The organism is Streptomyces chiangmaiensis, assembly GCF_036281785.1.
GTDB lineage: Bacteria > Actinomycetota > Actinomycetes > Streptomycetales > Streptomycetaceae > Streptomyces > Streptomyces chiangmaiensis.
This window is the reverse complement of sequence record NZ_JAYWVC010000003.1, coordinates 1-20,103: the sequence shown is the minus strand read 5'-3', so window position 1 is coordinate 20,103 and position 20,103 is coordinate 1. Positions and strand designations below refer to the sequence as shown.

Below are 20,103 nucleotides of genomic sequence, written 5' to 3'. Positions count from 1 at the left end.
AGCCATCAGTCACACCTCCCATTCCTCACTCGGCCGACAACAGCGGCCAACAGCCACTGTGTGAAGCGGACCTCACCTTAGAGGCGCGCGCACTCGGGCGCCACCGATTTTCTTGGCAGGGTCACAGGCCGTGCTGGTCGAGGAGCCGCATCAGGTTCCGCTCGCGCTTCTGGCCGGCACGCAGAGCGGCGAGGTATACGGCGATTCGGCCGCGGCCCGCTCGCCTCGCGAGGGTGTCAGTGGTGGTACAGATCTTCCTTGTCGGCCGGATGGCCCCGGCGTATCCGCTCGGCGTGGCCCTCGGCAGGCGGACAGCAGGTGTCGCGGCCGGTACGGCGGCGGTACGCGACCGCGGCGCCGGCGGCGAAGAACACGGTCACGGCGGCGGCGATCACCATGTGTTGGACAGCCACGCGCCGAGCGCACCGAGAGCCCCCGCGGCGAGCAGGGCAGGTCCGGCGCAGCAGACGACCATCAGCACGACGGCGCCGATCCAGGCTGCTGCACCGCTCCCGTGCCGGGCTCCGCCTGGGGGTGCCCCCTCTGCGGAGCATCGCCTCGCAATTTTGACGATTCGGGTGTGATGGGTGCTGGGTCCGGCCGCTCCCGGCCGGCCGTGTCAGCGCAGGGCGTCGAGCGCGGCGAGGATGTCGGCCGGTTCGGCGCGGGTCGTGTAGTCGATGTCGACGAAGGCCCAGCGGATGGTGCCGTCGCGGTCGATAACGTACGTGGCAGGCAGTGGGAGGGTGCGCGGGTGGCCGGCGTTCACACGCTGGAGGTCGAAGCCGAGCTTGTCATAGACGGCGGCGACGTCGTCGGGGAGGTCGAAGGCGAGGCCGTACTGCTGGGCGGTGTCGGAGCCGATGTCGCTGAGGACGTCGGAGGCGAGGTCGTGCTTCTCAGCGAGGGTGAGGGACTCGTCGGGGATCTGTGGGGAGACGGCCACCAGACGGGCGCCCCGTGCGGTGATGTCGTCGTGGTGTTGCTGGAGGGCGCGTAGGGCGATGTTGCAGTACGGGCACCAGGCGCCGCGGTAGAAGGTGAGGACGACCGGGCCGTCGGCAAGCAGTTCCTCCAGGTCCACGGTCTGCCCGGTCGCCGAGGGGAGACGGAACCCCGGTGCCTGATCGCCGACGGTCATGGCGCGGTCGGCCTGGCCGGAGTCGGCGAGTTCCCGGCCGGCCCGGCGCATGATCTCGCGGATCTCGGCAGGGATCTGCTGCTGGCGAGCGTCGTAGAAGGCGCGCAGTTCGGCGTTCAGGGTGGTCATGGGTGCCGTTCCTCCAAGGCGCATCTTGAAATGACCGTTCCAAGATAGACGGGCGAAGAGTAATCTTGGAACCCCTGTTTCAAGATGGCGTCGGCCGGAGGAGGAGGACGGGATGCCGGACATCAAGCACTTCGATCCGGATGCCACGCTGGAGACCGTGGTGCGGCTCTTCTGGCAGCAGGGCGTGGCGTCGACCGGGATCCAGGACGTGGTGACCGCAACCGGGCTCAACCGCTCCAGCCTGTACGCCACCTTCGGCGGCAAGCAGGACCTCTACCTCACCGCGCTGCGCCGCTACGTCGAGCAGCGTTCGCAGCCGGTGTTCCGCTGCCTTGCAGAGGACCAGCGGGGGCTGCCCTCCATTGCCGACTTCTTCGACGGGCTGATCCAGGCCCGGTGCTCGGGGGAGTACGCCCGCTGGGGGTGCATGATCTCCAACGCGCACGCGGGAGCCGAGAACAGCGACCCCGAGGTCCGCGCCCTGCTCGACCGGCACCACCGGGAGCTGCGCGACGCGCTGCGTGCGGCGCTGGACACGGCGAAGACGCGGGGGCAGCTCGCCCCGGGCACCGAACCGGGTGCCACGGCCGATGTGCTGGCCCTGCTCGCGTACGGCGTGAACCTGCGCTCCCGGGCCGGTGCCGACGCCCGGGAACTGTGGACGTCCGTGACCGCCGCCCTGGACTCGGTCGGACTGTAAGCGGCGTCACCAACGGGAGCGGGATCGGCGCTCTAGTGTCGCTGGCGGGGGCGTCCGTAGACGGGCACGCCAACCCGAACGCCGGTTGGTACTACCCGCATCCCAGCCCGCTCGCCCGCAGGATCAAGAACCACGTGGCGTTCTGGCACGGAGTGGTGGTCGAAGGAGCTCCGGAGCCGCCGCAGGACAACCACCACCACAACGCGTGACGCCGGACGTCGGGTCAGCGGCGCAGGATGTGCCGCAGGGCGAGGACGGCCTGCATCGCTGCGGCCGGGCGCAGCAGTGCGGGGCGGGGCCGCTCGGGCATGGTGCCGCGTCGGACGGCTACGGCGGTGACCGTGACGACCGGCGCCGCCCAGCTGGCGATCGCCGCGGCCTGTCCCGTACAACTGGGCTCGTGCCGCAGCACGAGCCAGGTCCAGAAGGCGGCGTCGGCGAGGGAGCCGGCGTAGTCGCCGAACGGGGACACGGTGGCCCGGCGGCGGGCCAGGCGGCCGTCGGCCAGGTCCGAGGTGAGTGCCAGCAGGCCCGACCAGCGGCACGACCCGATCGCGGTGGCGGGGAGGTTGCCGCGCAGCAGGGTGAGCGCGTCGGCCGGCGAGAGCCGGTCGCGTTGTTCCAGCAGGCCCAGATGGAGGACGGTGAGAGTCCAGCTGGTTGCCACCCAGGCCCGGCCATCCCGGTCTCGGGCGACGGCGAGCAGCAGGCCGTGCAGGAGGGTGGCTTCCCCGAGGGCCCGAGGACGGCGGGCGGCCTGACGCAGCGACCGACGAGCGGCCAGACGCAGGAATCCGGCGAGCGCACGGGGTCTCCAGCGGCCCTGTTTCAGTATCCCCAGCAGGGCGTCGGTCGCCGCCCGGCTGTCCGTGAGGTCGACTACTGACACCTCGGATGGCCTTCCTCCGCGTGCGGGTTGGTGCTCACCGTAGGCGGCCGACACCGGACGGGAACGTGAGCGCGCTCACCGATGGACGCTCTGGTCGCCCGTAGCGTCGTACCCCGAATCGCGCGACAGCGCAGCGGGTGAGAGGGGCACGGTGATGACATGGCTCGGGCGGCTGACGGCCGCCGCGGCAGTGGGAGGCGGCATGGCGGCCGGATACCTGGGCCTGGTGAGCGGGGCACTGTCCGTCGACGTGGGCGTGGGTCGGCGGACCCTTCCGCTGGGGCCGCAGGCGATCGACGTCGCGGCGCCCTGTGAGGTGGTCTTCGATGTCATCGCACAGCCTTACCTCGGGCGGACCACCCGAGCCATGCGGGAGAAGGCACGGGTGCTGGAGCGCGGCAGCGACATGGTCCTCGCCGCGCACTTCACTCCGGTGGCGGGCGGGCGGCTGACGGCGACGACGGTGGAGACGGTGCGGTTCACGCGCCCGGAGCGGGTCGATTTCCGGCTGGTGCGCGGACCGGTGGCCGCGGTCGTCGAGTCCTTCCGGCTCAGTGGGCACGAGGCGGGCACGCGGCTGGTCTACGAGGGGGAGATGGGTACCGACGGGTGGGCGCCGGGCGAGCGCTGGGGGCTCGTGGTGGGGCGCCGTTGGGAGGCCACGGTCGCCGCCTCCCTGTCGACGATCAAGGCCGAGGCCGAGCGCCGGGCTGCCCGCCCGTAGACGCGAACCCGGTTCGGTGAGCGCGCTTACAGTTCCCGGTGGCGAGACCGCCGTAGCGTCGCGCATGTGGTGCTACGAATCATGCTCGGCGCGCTCTGTACGGCGATGGCTGTGGGCCAGCTCGTCTCTGTGGACCGCATGCCGCGGATTCTGGCTGCGTACGGGCTGGTGGACGGGGCCGCCGCGGCTGTCCTGGCGGCCGGGCTGATCACGGGTGAGCTGGTGTGCGGCACGTGGCTTCTGACCCGCCCGCGCTCGACGGCGATCCTCCCGGTGTGGGTATACACGGCCGTGTCCGTGGTGTGGAGCACGCTGGCGGCGCAGGCGTATGTCCGCGGGTTGACGGTGGCCAACTGCGGTTGCTTCGGGGTGTATCTGACGCAGCGGCTCGGCTGGTTCGTCCTGGTCCAGGACGTGCTGACCCTGCTGTACACGGCCGTGCTGCTGCGTGGCGCTCGCGTCCCGCCCGCCCGGCGGGAGAGCACCAGCGATGGCGCGTACGACAACGGTGAAGCGAGGGCGAGGACGCGATGACGGTGGACAACACGGCACGACCGGCAGCAGCAGACGGACCCGGTACGAAGCAGGACCGGGAGGAGGTGTTCATCGAGTTCACCAAGTCGATCTGCCCGCTGTGCAAGACGCCCGTCGACGCCCAGGTCAACATCCGTGCGGGCAAGGTGTATCTGCGCAAACGCTGCCGCGAGCACGGCGAGTTCGAGGCCCTGGTCTACGGCGACGCCGAGGAGTACCTGGCGTCGGCCCGGTTCAACAAGCCCGGTACCATCCCGCTGACCTTCCAGACCGAGGTCCGCGACGGCTGCCCGAGCGACTGCGGGCTGTGCCCGGAGCACAAGCAGCACGCCTGCCTCGGCATCATCGAGGTCAACACCGGCTGCAACCTGGACTGCCCGATCTGCTTCGCCGACTCCGGCCACCAGAGATGGGGGTCCCCCCGCTCGAGCGGAGCCGAGAGTGGGGGAGGCTACTCCATCACCCACGAGCTGTGCGTCCGGATGCTCGACGCGTTCGTGGCGTCGGAGGGGGAGGCGGAGGTGGTGATGTTCTCCGGCGGAGAGCCCACCATCCACAAGCACATCCTCGACTTCATCGACCTGGCCCAGGCCCGCCCTATCCGCAACGTCACCCTCAACACCAACGGCATCCGCCTGGCCACCGACCGGCGCTTCGTCGCCGAACTCGGCAAACGCAACCAGGTCCCGGGCCGGTCGGTGAACATCTACCTGCAGTTCGACGGCTTCGACGAGCGCACCCACCGCGAGATCCGCGGCCGCGACCTGCGGACGCTCAAGCAGCGCGCGCTGGACAACTGCGCCGAGGCCGGCCTGACGGTCACCCTGGTCGCGGCTGTCGAACGATGTCTGAACGAACACGAGTTGGGCGCGATCGTCGAGTTCGGGGTCGATCACCCCGCAGTCCGATCGGTGGCGTTCCAGCCGGTCACGCACTCCGGCCGGCACGTGGAGTTCGATCCGCTCGACCGCCTTACCAACCCCGACGTGATCCGGCTGATCGGCGAGCAACTGCCGGGCTGGTTCGCCAAGGGCGACTTCTTCCCGGTGCCGTGCTGCTTCCCGACCTGCCGGTCCGTCACCTACCTGCTGGTGGACGGCGAACCGGGCGACCGCACGGTTGTGCCCATCCCGCGCCTGCTTCAGGTCGAGGACTACCTCGACTACATCACCAACCGGGTCCTGCCGGACGCCGGCATCCGCGAGGCGCTGGAGAAACTGTGGTCCGCCTCGGCGTTCATGGGCACGACCACGACCGAGGAGAAACTGCGGGCCGTGGCCAAGGCGTTGGACTGCGCGGACACCTGCGGCATCGACCTGCCGGAAGCGATGAAGGACCTGAACGACAAGGCGTTCATGATCGTGGTGCAGGACTTCCAGGACCCCTACACCCTCAACGTCAAGCAGCTGATGAAGTGCTGCGTCGAGGAGATCACCCCGGACGGACAGCTCATCCCCTTCTGCGCCTACAACTCGGTCGGCTACCGCGAGCAGGTCCGCGCGCAGATGTCCGGCGTCCCCATCGCCGACGTCGTCCCGAACGCGCTGCCACTGGCCGACCGGCTCACCGACACCCCGTACGGCTCCAAGACCGCCCGCACCGGCACGGAGCCCACCGCCACGGAGGGCACACGATGACCGACCGGAACGCGCTCCCGCCGAGTGCGCCGGGCGACGAGCTCAAAGCCTGCTGCGCTGCCGCGTACTCCTCCGACGTGGTCGCCCTGCTCCTCGGCGACTCCTACCATCCCGGCGGCACGACCCTCACCCGGCGCCTGGCCGACGGCCTGGACCTGGCCGAAGACGGCCACGTGCTCGATGTGGCCTCCGGCCGGGGCACAACCGCCCTGCTCCTTGCCGACGCCTACGGCGCGCGGGTGGACGGCGTGGACTACTCCCGGGCCAACACCGCCCTCGCCCAAGGCGCCGCTGCCGCCGCCGGATTTGCCGAGCGGGTTGCCTTCGCCACCGGCGACGCCGAACGCCTGCCCTATCCGGACAGCCTGTTCGACGCCGTGGTGTGCGAGTGCGCCCTGTGCACCTTCCCCGACAAGCCCCGGGCCGCCGCCGAGTTCGCCCGCGTCCTCGTCCCCGGTGGGCGGGTCGGCATCACGGACGTGACGGCCGTTCCCGACCGGCTCCCGCCGGAACTGACCACGCTCGCCGCCCGGATCGCCTGTGTCGCCGACGCCCGACCGCTGGCCGAGTACACGGAGATCCTCGCCGCCGCCGGACTGCGCACCGTCCGCACCGAGCGCCACGACCACGCCATGACCCGCATGATCGACCAGATCGAGGCGCGGCTGAACCTGCTGCGCATGACCGCCGCGGCCCGGTTCACCGAGGCCGGCATTGACTTGGACACGGCCCCGGCGGTGCTGGCCGCGACCCGCACCGCCGTGGCGGACGGAGCCCTCGGCTACGCCCTGCTAATTGCCGAGAAGTCCCCCTGACGGCCGCACCACCTACCGGCCCGTACGTAAGCGCCCTCACATACCTGCACCCTGCACCGCTCCTAGCGTCGGAGCCGAGAGGAAGCAGAACACCCACAGCAGGAGAGGGCCTCACGATGACAACCACCCTTCGGGTATCTCCCACTACCGCCGTCATCCCGGTCCACGCGGTCTGGGGCGCGGCTGCCGGGCTGGTGGGTGGCATCGGGTTCGGTATCTGGATGTCGGTGTCGCGGCCGATGATGGACACCGCGATGATCACCATGGTGGCCGGGTTGCTCGGCTCGACCAACGCCGTGGTCGGCTGGCTGGTCCACCTGGTGATCGCCCTGTTCGCGGGCATCGGCTTCGGCATCCTGCTGGGCGAGTTCGCCCAGAAGCTCGTGCCCGCCGCCGTCCTCGGACTGGCCTACGGCGCCGTGTGGTGGGTCGTCGGCGCCCTGTGGATCATGCCCGCCAATCTGCACATGCCGGTCTTCGAGTGGAACCCGGTCACCCGCTCCAGTCTCGGTGGCCACTTGCTGTTCGGGCTGCTCATGGGCCTGGCCTACTCCTGTATCGCGCAGATGGCGGGCAAGCGGACCCCCGCGGCTCGATGATGAGCCCGATACCGCCTGCCGCGCCGGACGACCCCGGAGCGCTGCCTCCGGGGCCGGTCCTGCGCGGCCGCGGCCCCGCCGAGGGTCCCGTGCCCTACTGTCTGGCCGAGGGTGCAGGTGCGCTGGCCGCGCCCGCCTGGGGCGCCGCACCCCCACCCTGGGCCCCGGGGCGACGTGAGGAGACCCACCGCATGATCGAACGCGATCACGCTGCCGACGATCCGGGACGCACCTGGTGCATCTCCGAGGTCGACATCTTCCGCGACCTCTCGGAGCAGGAGATGGGTGCCATCGCCGCCGCGGCCCCGATGAAGACGTACACCGCCGGGGAGATCCTGCACTCGCCACAGCAGCCGTCCGAGGTGCTGTTCATCCTCAAGAAGGGCCGGGTCCGCATCTTCCGCGTCTCTGCCGACGGCCGTGCCCTGACCTGCGCGATCATCAGCCCCGGCACGATCTTCGGCGAGATGGCCCTGCTCGGCCAGCGCATGTACGACAACTTCGCCGAGGCCCTCGACGACGTCACCGTGTGCGTGATGAGCCGCGCCGATGTGCAGAGGTTCCTGCTCTCCGACGCCCGGATCGCCGCCCGCATCACCGAGATCCTCGGCCGCCGCCTCGCCGACCTCGAACAGCGACTGTCCGACACCGTCTTCAAGTCCGTACCCCAGCGCATCGCCACCACCCTGACCACCCTGGCGAGCCGCAGCCAGACCCCGACGGGCAGGCTCGGCCTGACCACCCGCCACCCGCAGATCGCCCTCACCCACGAACAGCTCGCCGCCCTCGCCGGCACCTCCCGTGAAACCACGACCAAGGTCCTGCACGAGTTCGCCGACCGCGGCCTACTGCGCCTGGCCCGCGGCCGCATCACCGTCCTGAACCAGACCCGACTGCTCGACGAAGCCGGATAAAACCGAGAGCCTGCGCGAGACAGCACATGAGCGCTGATGAGTCACCACGGCTGCTGGCGACGGTGTTCTCCGCGTCCTCGTTGTCGAGGTGCGTGCCGATCGCCATCGTGGTAGGCACCGTTCTCCCAGGCCAGTGCGAGGAATCGCTCGACACGGCCGAGGTCCAGTTCCACGGCGAGCGAGACGGCGACGACGGCGTGGTCGACGTTGGCCGCGAGGATCTGCCCCTCGGACCGCTTGGAGGAGGTGGAGCGCACGAAGGCGGTACGGCGCGGCAGATACGTCCGTACGTAGCGGGGGCTGCCCGCGGGTTCGACGGCGACCCAGTCGCCGGTGCACACGACCCGCAGGGGGTCGTGCGGGGTGACGAAGGCGGTGTCGGCGCGCAGCACGCCGTCGGCGGTGACCACGTCGCACTGGCCGCGGTCGACCCGGACGACCCGCCCGGCGGCCAGCCCTTCGGCGCCGTACGAGAGGGTCCCGCATCCGGGTGCCACCGAATTTCCCGCGCGGGCCGGCCGCCGGGTCGTGACCGGCATCGTCGGTGGAGGGCCGGCTCGAGGCCCATCGCCACGTCGGTGTCAGCCCGCCGTCGAGCAACGGACCCCGTTCACCGTGAAATCGCGCGGCTGCGAGTTGCTGCCGTGCCACGAGGAGACGAAACCGACCACGACCCGGCCGTTCGCGGCGACCTTCCTGTTGTAGGCGGTGGCCATGGCGGTGACCTCGGACCCGCCCTGCGCGAAGGTCCCGTCCCACATCTGGGTGATGCGCTGGCCGTCCTCGAACGTCCAGCCGATGTTCCAGTCGTCGAGCGCCCTGGTCGAGGTGACCGTGACGGTGGCCTGGAAGCCGTCCGACCACTCGCTGTCCACGTGGTAGTTCACCTGGCAGGGCGCCGGCGTGGCCTTGACCGGAACGGAGGCGGTGGGCGAGGCGTCCATCGGGCTCGTCGACTTTCCCTGGGGTTCCGTGTCGGAGTCCGAGCTCTTCGCGACGGTGGCCGAGGGGGACGGCCGTGCGGTCGGAAAGGCGCCGACCGCGCCGTCGCCCGTGACCGAGCCGAACGACGGCACCGGCGGAACCGGGTCGGCGGCCCTCTGGCTGCCGGCCGCGTCGCCGCCCGCGGTCGTCTGCTCGTCGGAGTTCCCCAGTTGCATGAGCGAGACCGTCAGCGCCAGGGCCGACACGATCACGGCGGCGGCCAGGATCCCGGCGCGGCCGATCCGGGGCCGCGTCTCGGTGCCGACGGCGACGCCGCGGTCCGTGCCCGCGTCCGCGCGTCCCCCGCTGAGCCCGGCCTCGGCCGCCCGGCGCCGCCGCTCCAGATACGCGAGGCCGCCCCAGCCGATCACCCCGCTCGCCAGCGCGGCGGGCGTGCCCCCGCCGTGCAGCCGCAAGCACGCCGCGGCCTCCGCGCACTCGACGCAGGTGGCGAGGTGCCGCGAGAGGTCCTCGGGCGTCTCGCCGGCCGACGAGCGGGTGACCGCGTCGAGGAGCCGCGCGTAGCGGCGGCAGTCGGCGTCCATGGGTGTGTCGAGACGATTGCGCAGGCAACGATCCCGGAACAGCGCCCGTACCTGCGCAAGTTCGACGGAGGCTGCCGCCGGGTCCAGACCGAGCCGGCGGGCCACGTCGGTCAGGGGCAGCGCCTCGGCCTCGGCCAGCCACAGCAGCGCGGCGTCCGCCTCCTGCATGTCCCTGAGCCCTCGCAGCGCCAACGGACGCCGCAGGGGCGGTCCGGTGTACCGCGCGGCCTTCTCGGAGTTGAGCCACAGCCGCAGATCGGGGTCGAGCAGGTGCCCCTCGCCCTCCGCCTCCCATGCCGCGGCGGTGGCGCGCACGGCTGTGAGCAGCAGGGGAATCCCGGGCAGCCGCGGGGTGCGGCGCCCGGCTCCCCTAGCTCGGGCCTCAGTGGCGTGAGCCTCCCGTGCGCCGCGGGAGAACGCCTCGGTCGCCAGTTGCCTGCCCGCGGCCGAGCCTGACGTGCACAGGTCCGCGTACGACAGCACCGCGTCCCAGCTCTCCGAGAACAGCGCGGCCTCGGCGGCGTCCTGAGGGGTCGGCAGGTCGGGCATGGCGTGCTCCTGCTTCCACTGCTTCCACAAGCAAATCCAACTCGCCTGACATACAAGGGAGTTGAGGTCGCCTCACGACAGACCCAGAGCCTTTCACGGCTCTCACACAACTGACAAGCGGCGTATTCAATTGCCCCGGGCAGTCGGTGCGCGCTGTTGAGTTGTACGGATCGCGACCCCTTTTCGACTCACCGTGCGGGGCACGCGATCGCATCGTCACGCGTGGGACGGCTCCTCGGCCCCTTCCTGCGCCGGAAGGCTGTCCATGAAGGAGCTGACGGAGAACACCGCGCGACCGGGCCCGGGCGGGCCGTAGCCGGGCGGCGAGGAGAGCCCGAAGTCGTCCATCGTGGCCCGGTAGGCCTCGAGCAGGCGAATGTGATACTCCAGCGGGGCGCCCTGCGGGTTGGCTTTGCCGAGCGGGGTCGTCGGCTCCGGGCACCAGGTGGTGAAGCGCGGGGTGATGCCGTGCGACATGAAGAAGCGCAGGCCCTCCGTGGTCGAGGCGATCGCCTCGTCGACCGTGGTGAAGCCGAAGGGCTCGGCCATCTCGACACCCGCCACGAAGTTGGGGATCACATTGCGGGCGCCGAAGACGTCCACCGAGTCGAGGATGCGCCGGTGCCACTCGTCGCGGCCGACGTACCGCTCTTTGCCGGGGCAGTACAGCTCGAACAGGCGTCGGTCCCACACCTCGAAGTTGGGGTGGTAGATCTGCACACCGTAGTCCTTGAACCGCTGCACATCGGCCTTCGGCAGCGCCTGTGCGACGACCTTGCCGATCCAGCGGCCCGGGAAGCGCTCCTCGATGGCCTTGGCGTAGTGCCCGTAGAAGTCGGCCTCGTCGCGGCCGGCGACCGTCTTGGTGATCGCACCGCCGGTGAGCGTGTAGGCGGTGGACGCCTTCTGGGTGTCGTAGCGGTCGATGATCTCCAGCGCCTCGAGGACCTCCTCGACGTCCTTGACGCCGGTGTAGGGCCGCCCGGCCGCCTTGTGCTGGCGCCAGTTGTGATTGATGTCGCAGTACTGGCACTCCTCCTTGGCGCCGAAGTACTGGCACACACGGAAGACGGTGAGATAGATCAGATAGCCCCACTGGATGGTCGGGGCCACCTCCATCACGGACTTCCCGTTGGAGAGGGTGTGCCGGTAGTACTCGGGCATGGGCGGCACCCCGACGTCCGCGATCCGCCGTCCGTCGAGGTAGAGGCCGAGTAGGCCCTCCTCGTCGGCGGCCACACGGTACGGGGAGGCCGGATTGACCCGGACGGAGACGACGGTGCGCCGCAGGTCGTACGGGCCGCCGGTGAGGATGATCTCCTCGGGCGGGCGCCGCAGCGCCGCCTCGCCGAGCTCGGGCAGAGTGCCGTGGTCGAAGGAGAAGATGAAGTAGGACTTCGGTTTGACCTCGCCGTCCTCGTTGTCGGACAGGGCGGACGCGTCGAAGGCCACACCTCCGCGGAGCAGATCCTCTTTGAAGACGGCTTCCCGCGGTACGTGCGGGAATCGCTCCATCAGATCCTCGACCAGTGCGGTGCGGCTGCCCATCCCGTATCTCCTCCCGGCTCAGGCGTTCGACTCCTCACGGTATGCCCCCGCCCGCCCTCCGGCCGTGCCGGGTCCCCGGGCGTGACCCGATGGGGGGATTGAACCATTTGACCGTGAATCCAGGAGTCGCACCTATATGTTCCATATATCCGCCCGGGAAGCTCTCGAGGCGCGAACCGGCCGGCCGGGAACACGATCGCCGTGCGCACCCAAGGCTGCCCATATCGCGGAGAACGAGCCGGATGCCTGCCGGATCACATGAAGGATCAGCTCGACGCGACGACATTCGCAGCACCTGAGGGGAGCGAGGTAGGTTCCCGGTGGGTTCGTGGCTCTCGACGCCACGGGGAGGGACGACGGCATGACCGGGACCGTGACCAACTGGGCGGGCAACATCACGTACGCCGCCGAGGAGCTGCACCGCCCAAACTCGATCGACGCTCTGCGCGCCCTCGTCGCTGACAGCGCGCATGTGCGGGTACTCGGCAGCGGGCACTCCTTCAACGAGATCGCCGAACCCGGCGCCGACGGCGTCCTGCTCTCGCTGACCGCGTTGCCGGCCGGCATCGACGTCGACACCGCGGCCCGCACGGTACGCGTCGGCGGGGGCGTCCGGTACGCCGAGCTCGCCCGCGTGGTGCACGCACACGGGCTCGCGCTGCACAACATGGCCTCACTGCCGCACATCTCCGTGGCTGGATCGGTCGCGACCGGCACGCACGGCTCGGGCGTCACCAACGGCTCGCTCGCCTCGGCCGTGCGCGAGGTGGAACTGGTCACGGCGGACGGATCGACGGTGCGGATCGGGCGGGGCGAGGGCCGCTTCGACGGCGCCGTGACCTCGCTCGGCGCACTCGGCGTGGTCACCGCGCTCACCCTCGACCTGGAGCCGGACTACGAGGTCGAGCAGCATGTGTTCACCGAGCTCCCCCTGGAGGGGCTGGACTTCGAGACCGTGGCGGCGACGGCGTACAGCGTCAGTCTGTTCACCGACTGGCGGGCACCCGGCTTCAGGCAGGTCTGGCTGAAGCGGCGGACCGACCAGCCACTGCCGGACTTCCCGTGGGCCGCACCCGCCACGGAAGCGCTGCATCCGGTGCCGGGCATGCCCGCCGTCAACTGCACCGAGCAGTTCGGCGTGGCCGGGCCCTGGCACGAGCGGCTCCCGCACTTCCGGGCGGACTTCACGCCGAGCAGCGGCGCCGAACTGCAGTCGGAGTACCTGCTGCCGCGCCCGCACGCCCTGGATGCGCTGCACGCCCTCGACGCGATCCGTACGACGATGGCGCCCGTGCTGCAGACCTGCGAGGTCCGCACGGTCGCCGCCGACGCTCAGTGGCTGAGCCCCGCCTACGGGCGGGACACCGTCGCGGTGCACTTCACCTGGGTCGAGGACACGGCGGCCGTTCTGCCCGTGGTGCGACGGGTGGAGGAGGCGCTCGAGCCCTTCGAGGCCCGCCCGCACTGGGGCAAAGTGTTCACCGTGCCCGCCCAGGTGCTCCGCGGGCGTTATCCAAGGATCGGCGACTTCGCGGCGCTGGCCGCGGAGCTGGACCCGGCCGGCACGTTCCGCAACGCCTTCGTCCGGGAGTCCCTGGGGCTGCGGTGAGGGCCACTTCGTATACCCCCTTTCCTAACCCCTTGTAGAAACCCACGCCCGGACATAGGCTCGCGTCGCGCCGAGGCACCGGAACCCGGCATGGCCCGAGGGGGGACCGAGGGAGCGTGTCCGCGAAGCCCACGTCACGCGACATCCGCACCGCGAACCGTTATGAGGTGCTGCGCCAGATCATCGCCCGGTCCCCCACCTCCAGGCAGGAGCTGGCGGCCGCCACCGGACTCAGCCTGGCGACGGTCGCCACGCTCGTCGGCGAACTGCTCGACCTCGGCATGCTGACCGAGGTCGGCTTCGAGGACTCGGCGGGCGGCAGGCCGCGCGGCCTGGTCGCCGTGAACGCCTCGGGGGGCACGCTGATCGGTGTCGACATCGCGGAGACCTACGTCCGCGTCGAGCTGTTCGATCTGGCACTCGACCTGCTGGCCCGCGCTTGCGAGGAGATGGGGCCCGGCGAGAAGCACCCGGAGCAGGTCGTCGCCCAGGTGACCGCGGCCGTCGGCTCAGTGGTCTCCCAGGCCGGCGCGGCGGGCGCCCGCGTCCTGGGCGTGGGTGTCAGTGTGCCGGGCCAGGTCGACCGCGACCGGGGAGTCTGCGCATACGCCGCCAACTGGGACTGGCACGACGTACCCCTGCTCGATCTGCTCGCCGAGCACATCGACCACCCCCTGTACCTGGACAACCCGCTGCGCGCCTGCACGGTCGCCGAGCTGTGGTTCGGGGCGGCCCGCGGTCGCGGGGACGCCGTGGTCGTCAATCTGGGTACGGGTGTCGGAGCCGGGCTCGCGCTGGGCGGCGGGCTGCACCGCGGCGTCAGCAACAGCGCCGGTGAGTGGGGCCATACGACGCTGGTGCTGGACGGGCGCCTGTGCCACTGCGGCAACCACGGCTGCGTGGAGACCTACGTCGGGGCTCTCGGCATCATGCTGAACCTGCGGGAGCTCAGCCCGCGCAGCCCGCTGCTGCACCCGGAGGACCAGACCGCCACGATCGACGCGCTCGCCCGCGGGGTCGCCGCGCAGGATCCGGTCGCGTTCGAGGTCCTCCGGGAAACCGCCCGCTATCTCGGCGCGGGGATCTCCGATCTGGTCAATCTCCTCAACCCCGAGGTGGTCGTGCTCAGCAGCTGGGTCGCGACCGCACTCGGCGAGCCACTGCTGCGCGAGGTACGCGCGGCTGTCGGCCGGCGCGCGCTGAGACGGCCGTTCGCCGCCACCGACATCGTCCTGTCCCCCATCACCACCGACCCGGTGTGCCTCGGAGCCGCGACCTTCGCCCTCGAAGGAGCGCTCCGGTCGCCCCGCAGAGGACACACCCAGCCGCCCGAACCCGCCGCCATGGCCAGGAGCAGTACCGCACCGCCGTCATGACGACCGGCACCACGAGCTGAACTAGGAGACCGATGTCTTTCCGCACCACGACAGCCGTCGACTATGTCGAGGACGTCTCGCCGGGCACCGGTGCCCTGCCACCGCGCGCCTGGTACGCCACCTCGGACGCCATGGCCCTCTCCCTGAACGGCGATTGGCGCTTCCGCCTGTCGGCCACCGCCGACGCAGAGGACGACTCGTTCGCCGACCCCGGATTCGACGCGGGGGACTGGGCGGAGATCGCGGTTCCCGGTCACTGGGTCCTCCAGGGCCATGGCTCCCCGATCTACACCAACCATCTCTATCCCTTCCCGGTCGACCCGCCGCGGGTACCGACCGAGAACCCGACCGGCGACCATCTGCGCGTCTTCGACCTGCCGGCCGACTGGCCCTCTGACGGCGGGGCCGTGCTGCGCTTCGACGGTGTCGAGTCCTGCGCCCGAGTCTGGCTGAACGGGACGGACCTCGGCGAGTTCAAGGGCTCCCGGCTGCCGCACGAGTTCGCCGTCGGCCATCTGCTCAAGCCGGGCGGCAACGTGCTCGCGGTCCGGGTGCACCAGTGGTCCGCGGCCTCCTACCTGGAGGACCAGGACCAGTGGTGGCTGCCCGGCATCTTCCGGGACGTCACGCTGCTGCACCGCCCCGCGGGCTGTGTCCTCGACTTCTTCGTGCATGCCTCCTACGACCACACCTCCGGCGAGGGCACGCTGAAGGTCGAGTCGGACGTGGACGGCCGGGTCACGGTGCCGGCCCTCGACATCGATGTCGCGACCGGCGAGTCGGTGACCGTCCCCGTGGAGCCGTGGACCGCGGAGACCCCGCGACTGTACGACGGGGTGCTGGCCAGCGAAGGCGAGCGGGTGCCGCTCCGCATCGGGTTCCGCACCGTCGTCCTCGAGGACGGCCTGATCAAGGTGAACGGAACGCCCGTGCTCTTCAAGGGCGTCAACCGGCACGAGTGGCACCCGGAAAAGGGACGCGCCCTCGACCCGGAGACCATGCGCGCGGACGTGCTGCTGATGAAGCGGCACAACATCAACGCCGTGCGCACCTCGCACTACCCGCCGCACCCCGCCTTTCTGGAGCTGTGCGACGCATACGGACTCTGGGTGATCGACGAGTGCGATCTGGAGACACACGGCTTTGTGGAGCAGGCCTGGCGGGACAACCCGGTCGACGACGACCGCTGGACCCCGGCACTCCTCGACCGGGCCGCCCGCATGGTCGAGCGCGACAAGAACCACCCCTCGGTCGTCATCTGGTCCCTGGGCAACGAGGCCGGGACCGGCCGTGGCCTGACAGCGATGGCCGAGTGGATCCACGGCCGGGACGCCTCGCGTCTCGTGCACTACGAGGGCGACATCAACTGCCGTGACACGGACATGTACTCACGGATGTACGCCTTCCACGAGGAGGTCGAGAGGATCGGCCGCGGGCTGGACGGCGGCACTCTCAAAAGCCGCGAACTGCCCTTCATCCTGTGCGAGTACGGGCACGCCATGGGCAACGGCCCCGGCGGCATCGCCGACTACCAGCGGCTCTTCGAGAGGTACGACCGGCTCCAGGGCGGTTTCATCTGGGAGTGGATCGACCACGGCATCAAGGACGAGCGGTACGGATTCGCGTACGGGGGCGATTTCGGTGAGGAGCTGCACGACGGGAACTTCGTCTGCGACGGGCTGCTCTTCCCCGACCGCAAGCCCTCACCGGGCCTGATCGAGTACAAGAAGGTGATCGAGCCGATCCGGATCGAGGGATGGGGATCCCCCCTGCTCGAGCGAGGCCGGGACCTCGGGGAAGGCGCGTACGGGACCGTGCGGGTGTGCAACGCGTACGACTTCGCGGACCTCTCCGCGATCGCCTTCGAATGGGCCTACCAAGTCGACGGCGAGACCGTCGAGTCGGGCATGCTGCCGGTGCCCGCGCTCGCGCCGGGCGAGTCCGCGGATGTGAAGCTGCCCGAGCCGCCCGACACGGGAAGTGGCGAGACGCAGTGGACCGTACGGGCGCTGCTGGCGACCGACACCGCCTGGGGCCCGAAGGGACACCAGGTGGCATGGGGTCAGTTCCCCGTCTCCGCACCGCCGCCGGTTCACGTCGCGCAGAGGGAGGCACCCCGCCTCGGCGACGGCCGGATCACCCTCGGCCCGGCCTCCTTCGACTCCCGCACGGGTGCGCTCATGTCCGTCGGAGCGGTCGATGTGGCCGGCCTGCGCCTGGATGTGTGGCGGGCGCCCACGGACAACGACGACGGCGCGCCATGGCAGCCCGATCTCCGCTACGGACTGCTGTGGCGCAAGCTCGGTCTGCACCGGATGCGCCACCGCCTGGACGCCGTGGAGCTGACCGGGGACGCGCTGACCGTACGGACCCGTGTGGCGCCCGCGGCCCGGCAGGTGGGCCTCGCCACGGTGTACCGCTGGACGTCGGACGGCGAGCGCCTGCGAGTGACCGTGTCCGTGAGTCCCGAAGGCGACTGGACGGTGCCGCTGCCACGACTCGGAGTGCGGTTCGGACTGTCCGGCGCCGCGGCCCGCGTGCGGTGGTTCGGCGGCGGCCCCGGCGAGGCGTACCCGGACACCAGGTCGGCGTCCGAACTGGGCCGTTGGGAGTCCACAGTGGACGAGCTGGGGACCCCGTACGTCCGCCCGCAGGAGAACGGCGCCCGTGCCGACGTCCGCTGGGCGGAGTTGGGCGGCCTCAGGATCGAGGGTGAGCCGGAGTTCTGGTTCAGCGCGCGGCGCTGGACGAACGAGCAACTCGACGACGCCCGTCACCTCACGGACCTCGTGCCCGGTGAGACGGTGTGGGTCAACCTCGACCACGGGCAGCACGGGATCGGATCGCAGTCGTGCGGCCCGGGCCCGCTGCCGCAGTACTTCCTGCGGGCCGAGCCCACGGAGTTCTCCTTCGTGTTCTCGGAGATCAGTTGACCGGCAAGGTCGTGAGGCCGTCCGCGGCCGTCCGGCAGGAGAACCCCGGGCACGCCCCCGGAAGCGTCTTCAGCCGGCCGGCCGCGGTCGCGTCCTGCGTGGGATTCGTCCTCATCGGCATGCTCCAGGCGCTCTACGGCCCGGCGGTCCCGGGCCCGTGCGAGGAGTACGGCCTGTCCCCTTCGGGCGCCGGGCTCGGCCTCGGCTGACGGCCGGGCAGGCCGGGCTCAGGCGGCCTCGGTGACCGTTTCCGGCCGGCGGGCCCGCACCGGCGTGGGCAGGGCCAGTGCCGCGACGCCCACGCAGCACGCGCCCGCCACCGCGCCCACCGCCGCCGTGCCGTGATGCTGGGCAGCCCAGGTGACCACGGCCGCGCCGATCGGGGCCGCCGAGTAGTGGATCGTCCAGAACGCGGAGGTGACCCGGCCGAGCAGATGCTCGGGGGTCACCTGCTGGCGCAGGGACATGGAGCAGGTTCCCGCGACACCGACACCGCCGAGGAAGGCCGCCGTCAGGACGGCGACGGCCGGCACCTCGCGGGCCCAGCCGATGCCCGCCAGCGCGCAGCCGCAGACGGTGACCGCGCCGATCCAGGTGGGGCCGAAGCCGAGCCTGCGGCGGATCCGTGCCACCAGCAGCGCGCCGGTGATCGTGCCGAGCGCGCCGACGGCGAGCACGGTGCCCACCGCGCCGTCGCCCTGTCCTAGGTCGTGCTTGAGGTGGTAGATGAGCAGGTCGTTCAGGCCCAGCTCCAGAAAGCTGAACAGGGCCAGCAGCACGGTCAGTGCGCGCAGCACCGGGTGGCGCCGCAGGAAGGACGCCCCGGCGAGCAGGTCCCGCCACAACCCCTTGCGGACCGGCGCCGTATCGGGCGGCGTGACCTGCCCGAACCGCACGAAGCACAAGCACAGCGCCGACACCCCGAAGCTCGCCGCGTCCACCGCGACGGCCGCCGCCGGGCCCGCCCACGCGGCCACGACGCCCGCGCACAGCGGACCGGCCACGCCGGCCGCCGCGGCGGTGGCGTTCAGCCTGCCGTTGGCGGCGGTGATCGCGTCCGCACCGACCAGGCCGCGCACGACGGTGACGTAGGCGACCGAGAACACCATGCCGACCGCCTCGCACAGCGGCAGCACCGCATACAGCAGCCAGACCCGCGGCCCGGCGAGCCACAGGAGCGGGACCAGCCCGTACAGGAGCATGCGGACGACATCGCAGGCGATCAGCAGCTTCCTGCGGTCCACCCGGTCGACCACCACGCCGGCGAAGACCCCGGCCAGCACGGACGCCGCACCGCCGACCGCGGTCAGCAACCCCATCCGCGCCAGGGACCCGGTCGCCTCCAGCACCAGCAGCGGCAGCGCGATCAGGGCGAAGGAGTCCCCGAGGACCGAGAGGGTCTGCGCGGTCCAGAAGATCCCGAAGTCCCGGTTCGCCCCCTGCGATCGTGTCTCCCCCACCGGCCGTCCCCCGCTCCCTGCGTCTCCTCGCCGCCCCGAGCCGTCGGGGCGGATGAACGATCAAGACGTACCACGGTCGACGCCCCGCGTCTGCCCACGCGTCGTGCCACGGTACACATCCGCGCCACCATCGCCCGCCCCGTCGGCCGCGCGCCGATGCGGCGGTTCGAGCCCAGCGCCCGCCGGCCTCCACACCCGCACCTCCGCCCAGACCACCTTGTACGCGCAGCCCGGGCGGGGCTCCACACCCCATCGTTCGGCGACCGCCGAGACGAGCAGCAGCCCGTATCCGCCGCCCGCGGCGCCCGGCTCCCGCAGCACGGGCAGCCGTTCCGGCCGCCCGTCGGCCACCTCGACACGTACGACGCCGTCGCGCAGAACCAGCCGCACACGGAAGTCGCGCCCGGGAACGCGTCCGTGCCGCACGGCGTTGGCCGCGAGTTCGGCGACGACCAGCGTCACGTTCTCCCCCGCGTCCCCGTCGTACGGGAACCCCCACACATCCATGCGATGGGCGACCAGCCGCCGTGCGAGCCAGGCGCCTCGCGGCGTGCAGCTGAAGAGCTGAGTGAACGTACGTACCGTGACCGGCCCGTGGAACCGTGGTTCTGCGTGCATGGCTCAACGCTCCCCGAGGTCACGGGCGTCTAACCAGGCACGGCACTCGTACGGTACACACCGTACGAGTTCACGACGTGGACAGTCTGGGTAACGGTGCGTGACCATGAGGGACTTGGCGGGGTTGGCACCAGTGCACACGGGAGTTCCCGGCATGACCGACAGGACCATCGGCACCACGAACACGAACGAGCCCGAGCCGTCCGACAGTCTGAAAGGCTTCGGGGAGGTCCACAAGGCCTTCCGCAAACGCGCGGGACTCACCCAGGAGGAGTACGCGCCGCTGGTGCAGTACCAGCCGTCGACGATCGCGTCGATCGAGCAGGGGCGGCGCTTCCCACCACGGGTGTTCGTCGAACGGGCCGAACACGTACTGGACGCATTCGGTGCCCTCAAGCC

19 protein-coding genes and 2 pseudogenes are annotated in these 20,103 nt (G+C 70.9%); 13 read left to right on the top strand and 8 right to left on the bottom strand.

Translation table 11 applies throughout. The features are described 5' to 3' along the window. Nucleotides 1–236 precede the first annotated feature (236 nt). Nucleotides 237–413, bottom strand: coding sequence for a hypothetical protein (locus VXC91_RS01730; RefSeq protein ID WP_329504538.1), 177 nt, complete (start codon nucleotides 411–413; stop codon nucleotides 237–239). Nucleotides 414–619: 206 nt separating this feature from the next. After that, the gene (locus tag VXC91_RS01725) at nucleotides 620–1,270 is read right to left on the bottom strand and encodes a peroxiredoxin-like family protein (RefSeq protein ID WP_329504536.1); all 651 of its coding nucleotides are present in this window, start codon (nucleotides 1,268–1,270) and stop codon (nucleotides 620–622) included. A gap of 112 nt (nucleotides 1,271–1,382) precedes the next feature. Between VXC91_RS01725 and VXC91_RS01720 the strand changes: the two genes are divergently transcribed. Together VXC91_RS01720 and VXC91_RS01715 are read left to right on the top strand one after the other, a co-directional pair. After that, a complete protein-coding gene (locus VXC91_RS01720; protein ID WP_329504535.1) occupies nucleotides 1,383–1,970 on the top strand; it encodes a TetR/AcrR family transcriptional regulator in 588 nt (195 codons plus the stop codon). Nucleotides 1,971–2,005: 35 nt separating this feature from the next. After that, on the top strand, nucleotides 2,006–2,179 hold the full coding sequence (locus tag VXC91_RS01715; protein ID WP_329504534.1) for a DUF427 domain-containing protein: 174 nt from the start codon (nucleotides 2,006–2,008) through the stop codon (nucleotides 2,177–2,179). 14 nt (nucleotides 2,180–2,193) lie between these two features. Here the strand turns inward: VXC91_RS01715 and VXC91_RS01710 are convergent, their stop codons facing one another. Beyond that, nucleotides 2,194–2,859: a CDP-alcohol phosphatidyltransferase family protein gene (locus tag VXC91_RS01710; protein WP_329504533.1), complete on the bottom strand. Its 666-nt coding sequence runs from the start codon at nucleotides 2,857–2,859 to the stop codon at nucleotides 2,194–2,196. A gap of 154 nt (nucleotides 2,860–3,013) precedes the next feature. On the opposite strand from VXC91_RS01710, the gene VXC91_RS01705 reads away from it, so the two are divergent. From VXC91_RS01705 to VXC91_RS01680, 6 genes are all read left to right on the top strand, one after another. Then, a complete protein-coding gene (locus tag VXC91_RS01705) occupies nucleotides 3,014–3,583 on the top strand; it encodes an SRPBCC family protein (protein WP_329504531.1) in 570 nt (189 codons plus the stop codon). Between the two features lie 66 nt (nucleotides 3,584–3,649). Further along, nucleotides 3,650–4,117, top strand: a complete 468-nt coding sequence (locus VXC91_RS01700; RefSeq protein ID WP_329504529.1) for a MauE/DoxX family redox-associated membrane protein — start codon at nucleotides 3,650–3,652, stop codon at nucleotides 4,115–4,117. Continuing rightward, nucleotides 4,114–5,754, top strand: coding sequence for a radical SAM protein (locus VXC91_RS01695; RefSeq protein ID WP_329504528.1), 1,641 nt, complete (start codon nucleotides 4,114–4,116; stop codon nucleotides 5,752–5,754). Before VXC91_RS01700 ends, VXC91_RS01695 begins: the two co-directional genes overlap by 4 nt. Further along, nucleotides 5,751–6,569 carry a class I SAM-dependent methyltransferase gene (locus VXC91_RS01690; RefSeq protein ID WP_329504527.1) on the top strand — a complete coding sequence of 273 codons (819 nt, stop codon included), beginning with the start codon at nucleotides 5,751–5,753 and terminating at the stop codon, nucleotides 6,567–6,569. Before VXC91_RS01695 ends, VXC91_RS01690 begins: the two co-directional genes overlap by 4 nt. Before the next feature lie 116 nt (nucleotides 6,570–6,685). Beyond that, complete coding sequence (locus VXC91_RS01685; RefSeq protein WP_329504526.1) at nucleotides 6,686–7,168, top strand: hypothetical protein; 483 nt, start codon at nucleotides 6,686–6,688, stop codon at nucleotides 7,166–7,168. Nucleotides 7,169–7,359: 191 nt separating this feature from the next. Then, a complete protein-coding gene (locus VXC91_RS01680; protein WP_329504525.1) occupies nucleotides 7,360–8,082 on the top strand; it encodes a Crp/Fnr family transcriptional regulator in 723 nt (240 codons plus the stop codon). A gap of 113 nt (nucleotides 8,083–8,195) precedes the next feature. On the opposite strand, the pseudogene rsgA reads toward VXC91_RS01680, so the two are convergent. The 3 genes and pseudogenes from rsgA to VXC91_RS01665 all read right to left on the bottom strand — a co-directional run. Continuing rightward, nucleotides 8,196–8,621: pseudogene (gene rsgA / locus VXC91_RS01675) on the bottom strand (GTPase RsgA); the annotation flags it as partial. A 42-nt stretch (nucleotides 8,622–8,663) separates the two neighbouring features. Beyond that, a complete protein-coding gene (locus VXC91_RS01670; RefSeq protein WP_329504524.1) occupies nucleotides 8,664–10,160 on the bottom strand; it encodes a cellulose-binding domain-containing protein in 1,497 nt (498 codons plus the stop codon). Nucleotides 10,161–10,376: 216 nt separating this feature from the next. Continuing rightward, nucleotides 10,377–11,708, bottom strand: coding sequence for a radical SAM protein (locus tag VXC91_RS01665; RefSeq protein WP_329504523.1), 1,332 nt, complete (start codon nucleotides 11,706–11,708; stop codon nucleotides 10,377–10,379). Nucleotides 11,709–12,069: 361 nt separating this feature from the next. On the opposite strand from VXC91_RS01665, the gene VXC91_RS01660 reads away from it, so the two are divergent. The 4 genes and pseudogenes from VXC91_RS01660 to VXC91_RS01645 form a co-directional block, all read left to right on the top strand. Continuing rightward, nucleotides 12,070–13,317, top strand: a complete 1,248-nt coding sequence (locus VXC91_RS01660; RefSeq protein ID WP_329504522.1) for an FAD-binding protein — start codon at nucleotides 12,070–12,072, stop codon at nucleotides 13,315–13,317. Between the two features lie 116 nt (nucleotides 13,318–13,433). Beyond that, a complete protein-coding gene (locus tag VXC91_RS01655; protein ID WP_329504521.1) occupies nucleotides 13,434–14,693 on the top strand; it encodes an ROK family transcriptional regulator in 1,260 nt (419 codons plus the stop codon). Between the two features lie 32 nt (nucleotides 14,694–14,725). Continuing rightward, nucleotides 14,726–17,626 (top strand): glycoside hydrolase family 2 TIM barrel-domain containing protein, encoded by a 2,901-nt coding sequence (locus tag VXC91_RS01650; RefSeq protein WP_329504520.1) that lies wholly within the window; start codon nucleotides 14,726–14,728, stop codon nucleotides 17,624–17,626. An 11-nt stretch (nucleotides 17,627–17,637) separates the two neighbouring features. Next, nucleotides 17,638–17,829, top strand: a pseudogene (locus tag VXC91_RS01645) (MFS transporter); the annotation flags it as partial. A gap of 24 nt (nucleotides 17,830–17,853) precedes the next feature. Here the strand turns inward: VXC91_RS01645 and VXC91_RS01640 are convergent. Next, the gene (locus VXC91_RS01640; protein ID WP_329504519.1) at nucleotides 17,854–19,086 is read right to left on the bottom strand and encodes an MFS transporter; all 1,233 of its coding nucleotides are present in this window, start codon (nucleotides 19,084–19,086) and stop codon (nucleotides 17,854–17,856) included. A 60-nt stretch (nucleotides 19,087–19,146) separates the two neighbouring features. After that, nucleotides 19,147–19,704, bottom strand: a complete 558-nt coding sequence (locus VXC91_RS01635; RefSeq protein WP_329504518.1) for an ATP-binding protein — start codon at nucleotides 19,702–19,704, stop codon at nucleotides 19,147–19,149. Nucleotides 19,705–19,858: 154 nt separating this feature from the next. Between VXC91_RS01635 and VXC91_RS01630 the strand changes: the two genes are divergently transcribed. Beyond that, nucleotides 19,859–20,103 (top strand): helix-turn-helix domain-containing protein (locus VXC91_RS01630; RefSeq protein ID WP_329504517.1); only part of this gene is annotated, 245 nt, incomplete at its 3' end.

Excerpts from the sequence above, each read along its gene's own strand:
- VXC91_RS01725 (WP_329504536.1), bottom strand. The coding sequence starts at position 1,270 with ATGACCACCCTGAACGCCGAACTGCGCGCCTTCTACGACGCTCGCCAG.
- VXC91_RS01720 (WP_329504535.1), top strand. The coding sequence starts at position 1,383 with ATGCCGGACATCAAGCACTTCGATCCGGATGCCACGCTGGAGACCGTG.
- VXC91_RS01705 (WP_329504531.1), top strand. The coding sequence starts at position 3,014 with ATGACATGGCTCGGGCGGCTGACGGCCGCCGCGGCAGTGGGAGGCGGC.
- VXC91_RS01695 (WP_329504528.1), top strand. The coding sequence starts at position 4,114 with ATGACGGTGGACAACACGGCACGACCGGCAGCAGCAGACGGACCCGGT.
- VXC91_RS01690 (WP_329504527.1), top strand. The coding sequence starts at position 5,751 with ATGACCGACCGGAACGCGCTCCCGCCGAGTGCGCCGGGCGACGAGCTC.
- VXC91_RS01685 (WP_329504526.1), top strand. The coding sequence starts at position 6,686 with ATGACAACCACCCTTCGGGTATCTCCCACTACCGCCGTCATCCCGGTC.
- VXC91_RS01680 (WP_329504525.1), top strand. The coding sequence starts at position 7,360 with ATGATCGAACGCGATCACGCTGCCGACGATCCGGGACGCACCTGGTGC.
- VXC91_RS01670 (WP_329504524.1), bottom strand. The coding sequence starts at position 10,160 with ATGCCCGACCTGCCGACCCCTCAGGACGCCGCCGAGGCCGCGCTGTTC.
- VXC91_RS01665 (WP_329504523.1), bottom strand. The coding sequence starts at position 11,708 with ATGGGCAGCCGCACCGCACTGGTCGAGGATCTGATGGAGCGATTCCCG.
- VXC91_RS01660 (WP_329504522.1), top strand. The coding sequence starts at position 12,070 with ATGACCGGGACCGTGACCAACTGGGCGGGCAACATCACGTACGCCGCC.
- VXC91_RS01650 (WP_329504520.1), top strand. The coding sequence starts at position 14,726 with ATGTCTTTCCGCACCACGACAGCCGTCGACTATGTCGAGGACGTCTCG.
- VXC91_RS01635 (WP_329504518.1), bottom strand. The coding sequence starts at position 19,704 with ATGCACGCAGAACCACGGTTCCACGGGCCGGTCACGGTACGTACGTTC.